At 58.0% G+C, this 7,526-nt stretch carries 7 protein-coding genes; 1 reads left to right on the top strand and 6 read right to left on the bottom strand.

The window, feature by feature from the left end; genetic code table 11:
- The first annotated feature begins 208 nt into the window (after positions 1 to 208).
- Entirely contained in the window at positions 209 to 1,540 is a 1,332-nt protein-coding gene (locus Q1K23_RS06225) for a chloride channel protein (protein ID WP_300363281.1), read from the top strand.
- Between the two features lie 19 nt (positions 1,541 to 1,559).
- On the opposite strand, the gene Q1K23_RS06220 is transcribed toward Q1K23_RS06225, so the two are convergent.
- The 6 genes from Q1K23_RS06220 to Q1K23_RS06195 form a co-directional block, all read right to left on the bottom strand.
- Entirely contained in the window at positions 1,560 to 2,111 is a 552-nt protein-coding gene (locus Q1K23_RS06220) for a DUF308 domain-containing protein (protein ID WP_300363280.1), read from the bottom strand.
- Between the two features lie 3 nt (positions 2,112 to 2,114).
- Complete coding sequence (locus tag Q1K23_RS06215) at positions 2,115 to 3,020, bottom strand: aldolase (RefSeq protein WP_300363279.1); 906 nt, start codon at positions 3,018 to 3,020, stop codon at positions 2,115 to 2,117.
- A complete protein-coding gene (locus tag Q1K23_RS06210) occupies positions 3,017 to 3,958 on the bottom strand; it encodes an NAD(P)-dependent oxidoreductase (protein WP_300363278.1) in 942 nt (313 codons plus the stop codon). Before Q1K23_RS06210 ends, Q1K23_RS06215 begins: the two co-directional genes overlap by 4 nt.
- Position 3,959: 1 nt before the next feature.
- Positions 3,960 to 6,377, bottom strand: coding sequence for a phosphoenolpyruvate synthase (gene ppsA, locus Q1K23_RS06205; protein WP_300363277.1), 2,418 nt, complete (start codon positions 6,375 to 6,377; stop codon positions 3,960 to 3,962).
- A gap of 77 nt (positions 6,378 to 6,454) precedes the next feature.
- A complete protein-coding gene (locus Q1K23_RS06200) occupies positions 6,455 to 6,649 on the bottom strand; it encodes a hypothetical protein (RefSeq protein ID WP_300363276.1) in 195 nt (64 codons plus the stop codon).
- Positions 6,636 to 7,511 (bottom strand): TIGR00730 family Rossman fold protein, encoded by an 876-nt coding sequence (locus Q1K23_RS06195; RefSeq protein ID WP_366522646.1) that lies wholly within the window; start codon positions 7,509 to 7,511, stop codon positions 6,636 to 6,638. Before Q1K23_RS06195 ends, Q1K23_RS06200 begins: the two co-directional genes overlap by 14 nt.
- Between the last annotated feature and the right edge of the window lie 15 nt (positions 7,512 to 7,526).

Raw genomic sequence — 7,526 nt, 5'->3', positions numbered from 1 at the left:
ACAAAACACTCTATGCCAACGGCATCGAAATTCCTTTTCCTCAGCGTGATATCCATATACGGTCCATCGACGGAGAGATTCCTCTCGTGCTGGAACCCCGAAAAGGCAGTGTCATTCCCCGCGACGAAGAGAAATATCGAAATTCCGGAGAAAAGTCTCAATGAAAGCCGGTTCAACTCCTGGTAACTTCCCGCAAAAGGGGACGTAAATGCCCATCGTCGCCCGCATTCTCACCCTTTCCGTCACCGTAGGCGTCACGACGGGACTGGCCATCTCCCTCTACGTGCTGGCGACCCGCCGGCTTTCGGATATCCTCTTTTTCGGACGCACTTTAGAGAGCATATCCTCCCTTCCCTGGTGGTATCTCTATCTCGTTCCGACCCTCTCCATCCTCCTCGTCAACTGGCTCATCGAGAAGGACCCCGGTGTGCGTGAATACGGCGTCACGGAAATCGCCAATGCCGTGGCGGGAAACCGTCGGTTCATCACTCTCAAGGGCCTTTTTCTGAAAATCGTCGCCTCGGTACTCTCCCTGGGAAGCGGCTTTTCCGTCGGAAACGAAGGGCCTTCCGCAGCCATCGGCGCGATGATCGCCTACAAAATCAACCAGCTCTTCAAGGTTCCCGAACGGTTCGTCCGGCTGATTATCAGCATCGGCGCGAGCAGCGGCATCGCGGCGGTCTTCGTCTCACCCATCACCGGCATCGTCTTCGCCGTCGAAAACATCGCCTACGAATTTGTCCAGCGGCTCATCGGCCCCATCGTACTGGGAGCCATCATCGCTTTCGGAGTCGCCTACCAGTTCATCGATCCGATCATTTTCCGATACTCCGTCGGACGGGTTTTCCAGGCCGAGTATATCGCGGCCTCTTTGCTTTTCATCCCGGTGATCCTGCTCTTTCTTTTCATCTACCTGACACTGAAGAACCGGCTCTTCCAATCTCTCAACCATATGGTGCTGCAGCGTTTCGGAAAACGGCGGAATCTCATTTTCGCACTCCTGGGAGGAGCGAGTATCGGAACGATGCTCACCATCGCCCCCTTTTCCGTCTTTTCGGGGCACGAAGTGGTCATGGCGCTCATCAACGACAGACTGCATATCTCGGTGATCATCATCACGTTCGTGGTACTGCTGCGTATCGTCACGACCGTCGTCTCCATCTACGCCAACGCCGTGGGCGGGCTTTTTCTGCCCCTGATGAGCATCGGCGCGCTGATCGGTTTCGGCTACGGGGAGGTGCTGAAGATGAACGGCTTTCCTATCGAACCCTACAGCTTCGCCGCCATCGGGGCCGCGGTTTTCATGGGCGTCGTCATGCGTCTTCCCCTCACGGCGATCGTCCTGGCGCTGGAGATCACCTACGACTACAACGTCATCGTCCCCACCGGAGTCGCCGTCATCCTGGCCACCTACTTCGCCAACCTGAACTTCAACATCCGCAAGCTCAAAGCGACCGAAATCAAGATCAGTGTCAAGGAGAAGGAGTGTCAGTACGAAAAGGAGTGGAAAGAGAGGAAAAACCTGGAGAAGGAGCGCTGAGAGCGCCCCGTAGAGAGCCTCAACTCTCCCCTTTCTTCAGATAGCTTCCCAGTGTCAGCAGTACGATCCCGTCGAAAAAGAGGCTTATTCCCACGAAAAGGCCGACCAGATAGAGGGAACTGAAGGGCCATCCCACGAGAAATATGGCCGCCAGCACGATGGAGAAAATGCCGTTTAGCAGCCACATCCACCACCCTTTCGCCGGCTTCATCGCAAAAGCCATCGCGAAGTTGCCGAAAGCGTCGAAGAGAAAGTAGATCGCAAGAAGCAGTCCCACGGCGGCGACACCCGGCAGAGGCCTGAAGATGAGCAGCAGCGCCGTCACGACGAGCACGAAGGTCTTGAGCCATCCCATCCAGTCGTTTCTGTCGCTCATCCAGGTGAAATAACCCGTCATCAGACCGCCGAAAAGCATCATCCACGCCACGAAGAAGACGACGGCCACCGACATCAGTCCGGGAAAGACGATGCCGGCCAATCCGATCAAAATCATGACGATCCCGGCGATTTTGGCGTTTTTCGCCACCCTCTCTTTCGTTTCGGGATCCATTTCGAGCCAGATTTTCCACATGATTCATCCTTTCAAGATTTTCAACGCATCCTCGACGGAAGCGTTTTTGCAGGTAACGGCATAGATGGCGTCGGCCATCCTGACCGCCTCTTTCAACGGACGCTGGTGAATGTTCCTGCCCGTACCGTTGCCCCGGCTCCCCCCGATATGGATCTGTTCGTGAAGCTGCGCCAGGAACTCCGTCTCGTCGATCCTTTTTCCTCCTTCGCAAAGGACACCGGTCCGTCCGGCCGCGCCGGTCGCCTCCCTCATCAACGACGGATCGAACCGGCCGTTGATGTAGGGAACTTTGAGTTTGACGAAATCGGCCCCGAGGCAGGCACCCACTCCCGCAGCTCCGGCGATGAGATGGGCGTCGTGCTCGTCTTTTACATACGGCCCTTTCGGATAGATCCACAGCACGGCCAGCAACCCCCGTTCATGGGCTGCAAGAACGATTTGAGCCGCTTCGCGCAGCATGGCGTGTTCGTATCCCCCTCCCAGATAGACCGTATACCCCACACCACGGATATCCAGACCCGCTTTCTCCTTCAGGCGCTCCACATCTGCTACCTCCAGCCACTGCCGGCTGTAGGGGTCCTTTTCGCTGTAAGGGACGAGATTGGTCTTGGAGTTGAGTTTCACAAGATAGGGGACGTCACGATAATCGCGGCCGTACCGGGAAATCAGACCGAACTGGGTGGCGAAGACCCCGATATCGGCCCGGGAGGCGATCTTGAACATATGCTCCGGGTCGTTGTCCTCCTCGGGAATATCTTCACCATGGAAGTCGTCGTTGAGATGTTCGACTTTCTGGTCACCGGCGAAAAGCATCAGACGCCCGCTTCCTCCGGTACTCTTTTCGAAATTTTCCAGAAACCGGCCTTCACACTCTTTCGGTACGTCGGCAGGCAGCCATGAGGGTATCATGATGCATCCTTTTTTCCATACTCTTTTTCACAGGGCATTTTCAGACAGTTGGGCAACGGCTTGCCCTCGATATAGGCTTCGATATTTTCGAGCGAGATCTCCATGATCCGCCGCAGAGCCTCCCGGGTGTAGTAGGCCATATGGGGCGTATAGAGGACATTGGGGCGGGCGATACAGGTCAGATCCGCCGTGACGTCGAGGCAGAGGACGTTGGGAAGTGTCGTGTAGAGCTCTTTTTGGATGATTTCGCCCCGGGCGATGTTGACGACGACGGCATCCTCTTTGAGCAGCTTCGCCCGCTCCTTGTGTATGAGGTTTCTCGTCGCGGGCGTCAGCGGCAGGGCGATCATGATCACGTCGCTCGTCTCCAGTACCCTTTCGAGCGTGGTGAAGACCAGCCCCAGTTCGTCGACGATCGGTTTCCGGGTACGGCTCCAGACCGAAACCTGCATTCCGAATCCTTTGGCGATATGGGCCATCCGCGAACCGATGGTACCGAGTCCCAGTATCCCCAGGCGCTTTCCATACAGTTCCGTCCCTTTGAGATCTTCGTATTCGAAAATCCCCTCCTTGGCCCGCTGCAGCGCTTTCCAGGTATGCCTGGTGGCGTTGAGCAGCAAGGAATAGGCGAACTCCGCTACCGCCGGGCCGCCGTAACCGGCCACGTTGGAGACGAGCAGGCCCCTTTCGTACAGGGCGGTGCACTTGATGTGGTCGTACCCTGTCGAACGGGTCTGCAGATAGCGCAGTTTCGGAAGCTTCGCCAACACGTCGTCGGTGACCCGCGAATGGACGAAGAGCGAAACGACCTCGAAATCGGCCTCCTCTTTGAGCTCCTCGTTGATCGTGCCATCGAAGAAGTACAGATCGTGCCCGGCCAACCGCTCGGAAAAAAACTCTCTCTCTTCCGGTTTGGTTTCGTAAAACGCGATTTTCATCTCAGATCCTTCCCAGTTTCTTCTCCAGAGCCACCACATCCCGGATCGTTTTCAGAACGCTGTCGGGATTGAGACTCATCGAGTCGATCCCCAGCTTCACCAAAAACTCCGCCACTTCAGGATAGTCCGAAGGGGCCTGGCCGCAGATCCCGCTGTGGCGGCCGTTGCGTCTGGCTCCTTCCACCGCCGTCTCGATCATCTTCATGACGCCCGGATCCCTCTCGTCGTAGTCGAAAGCGACGATCTGGCTGTCCCTGTCGACCCCCAGGGTCAGCTGCGTCAGGTCGTTGGAGCCGATGCTGAAACCGTCGAAGATTTTCGCGAAATCGTCGATGAGGATGACGTTGTTGGGGATTTCGCACATCACGTAGATCTCCAGCCCGTTCTCTCCCCGCTTCAGGCCGTGTCTGGCCATCGTCTCCAGCACCTTCTCCCCCTCCTCGACCCGTCGGCAGAAGGGGATCATCAAAATGACATTGTCGAATCCCATCGTATCCCGCACCCGCTTCATCGCCGCGCACTCGAGGGCGAACCCCTCCTCGTAGGCCGGGTGGGCGTATCGGGCCGCGCCGCGGAAGCCGATCATCGGGTTGTCCTCTTCGGGCTCGAAATATTTTCCCCCCATCAGGGAGGCGTATTCGTTGCTCTTGAAGTCGCTCATGCGGACCACACAGGGGCGGGGATAGACCGTCGCGGCGATCGTGGCGACCCCTTCGCTGAGGGTCTTGACGAAAAACTCCGTCATGCTGCCGTAGGCGCGGCTGAGATCCTGCAGCGCCTTTCGGGTCTCCTCGTCCACCTTTTCGGGATGTTTCAGCGCCATCGGGTGGGCCTTGATGTACTCGTTGATGATGAACTCCATCCGTGCCAGCCCGATGCCGTCGACCGGCAGATGGGCCAACGAAAAGGCCAGATCCGGATTGCCCAGGTTCATCATGATGGCGGTTTTGGGCCGGGGCAGTTTCGAAAGATCGATCTCCTCGATCTCGAAATCCAAAAGCCCCTTGTAGACATACCCGGTCTCTCCCTCGGCACAGCTGACCGTCACCTCCATGCCGTCTTTTAGCGTCTGCGTGGCACCGTCTGCACCGACGACGGCGGGGATGCCCAGCTCCCGGCTGACGATCGCCGCGTGGCAGGTGCGCCCCCCTTTTTCGGTCACGACCGCGGCGGCGATCTTCATCACCGGCTCCCAATCGGGGGTCGTCGTCTCCGCCACCAGCACCTCTCCGGGTCTGAAGGTGTCGAGCTCTTCGAGGCTGTGGATCACATGGACCTTTCCCCGGCCGATCTTCGTGCCGACGGCCCGGCCGGTCACGAGCACCTCTCCCCGCTCCTTGAGCCGGTAGATCTCCAGCACGCTCCCCTTTTTCTGCGACTGCACCGTCTCGGGCCGCGCCTGCACCATGTAGAGTTGCCCGTCGATCCCGTCCTTGGCCCACTCCATATCCATCGGCTTGTCGCGTCCCGCCTTTTTCGAGTAGTGGCCTTCGACCTTGATGGCGTAGTCGGCCAGCGTCATCACTTCGGCATCGGTGATGCAGAAATGGGCGCGCTCCTCTTCGGTCGTTTCGACGTTTTTCGTGTACTCCACGGCGATGTTGTCGGTGTTGAGCTCGTGGGTGAAGACCATCTTGAGCTCCTTTTTCCCCAGTCGCCGCTTCAAAACGGCCCGGTACCCTTTGTTGAAGGTCGGCTTGTGGACATAGAAGCTATCCGGATCGATCGTCCCCTGCACGACGTTCTCGCCCAGACCGAGCGCCCCGTTGATGAAGACCACGTCCCGAAAGCCCGTCTCGGTGTCGAGGCTGAACATGACGCCGCTGGCGCCGATGTCTGAGCGCACCATCTTCATGACGACGACGGAGAGATAGACCTTCGCCCAATCAAAACCGTTGTCGTGCTTGTAGTGCAGCGACCGGTCGGTGAAGTTGGAGGCCAGACAGCGCCGGTAGGCGTCCAGCAGCGCCTCTTCGCCCCGGATGTTCAGGTAGGTGTCGTTCTGCCCGGCGAAGGAGGCTTCGGGGCTGTCCTCCGCCGTCGCGCTCGATCGCACCGCCAGAGAAACGTCGTCGCCATACTCCTTTTTGAGCTCGGCGTAGCCCGCCAAAATCTCCTTTTGAAGGTCATCGGGTATCTGGCACTCGTAGATGATTTTGCGGCACGCCTCTCCCCGCTCCTGGAGCATTTTGACGTCGTCGTAGTCGAGGTCGTCGAGCAGTGCATGAAGCTTCTCCCACGCGCCGCCCGCTTCCAGCACATACCGATAGGCATCCGCCGTGACGGCGAACCCGTTGGGCACCCGCACCCCCTCTTCGGTGAGATTGCTGTACATCTCTCCCAGCGAGGCGTTTTTGCCCCCGACCTCCGCCACATCCTCGATGCCGATCTCTCTGAACCATTTGACATATCTGCCCATCACGTACTCCTTCCGAAATTTCTCCCTATCCGTTCACACTTCACCGTTCCCTATCTCCTCTCCTCCGTCCATCCCGCTCACAGCGGAGGCGGCGGCATCGCGATCATATGGAAAAATCCGCCGAAGATCATCCCCAGAAACGCGAAGATGAGATAGATGATGAAAAGTGCCGGAATCGACGCCAGCGCCAGTTTCACCATGAACCAGACCAGATCCCAGAAAGGGATCTCCAGACCCGAAATCACCACTCTCGTTTTTTCATACTTTTCCATGCTGCGGTTTCTCCCCTTCCGTATAGACGCGGTACAGATGCGTTTTGCGATCCGTATGCCAGTCGATGATATGCTGCCACGCCTCTTCGGCGTTTTCGACGACGGCGAAAATCTCCAGATCCTCTTCGGAAATCATCCCCTCTTCGGCGAGTATCTCGAAGTTGACGATGCGCTCCCAGTAGCGTTTCCCGACGAGCACCACGGGAATCTCCGGCGTTTTGCGTGTCTGCACCAGCGTCAGAATCTCGAAAAGCTCGTCCAGCGTACCGAACCCTCCCGGATAGGCCACCAGTGCCTGGGCCCTGAGCATGAAGTGGAGTTTCCGGATCGCGAAATAGTGAAACTGGAAACAGAGGTCGGGCGATATGTAGGGGTTGGGGTACTGTTCGTGGGGGAGGTTGATGTTGAGTCCGATCGATTTGGCACCCACGTCGTAGGCGCCACGGTTGGCCGCCTCCATGATCCCCGGGCCGCCGCCCGTCATCAGGATGACCCGATTGTCCTCGGGACCGGTACCGCTGTTGCCCACCAGCCGACCGAACTTTCTGGCGTCGTCGTAGTAGGTGCTCATCTCCACCATTCTCTCCGCTTCCCGCAGCTGTGCCAGAAGTTTGACGTTGTCGGGATCGGCCACCAGCTTCTTCTCCACCTCTTTGAACTTCGCCAGCGCCGTTTTGCGCTCCTTGATCCGCGCGCTTCCGAAGACGACGATCGTATGCTGCACGTCGAGCTCCGTCATGATCAGTTCGGCCTTCAGATAGTCCAGATCGAGCCTTATCCCACGTGTCTCGTGGCTCTGCAGAAATTCCCTGTCCTCTTCGGCCAGCCGGTAGGTCGGCGACTCCATCAGCTGTCTGACCAGTCTCTCCGCTTTCGG

This window comes from Hydrogenimonas sp., from assembly GCF_029933015.1.
GTDB lineage: Bacteria > Campylobacterota > Campylobacteria > Campylobacterales > Hydrogenimonadaceae > Hydrogenimonas.
The sequence above is the reverse complement of the archived record's forward strand: the minus strand, read 5'-3'. Positions and strand labels throughout refer to the sequence as shown.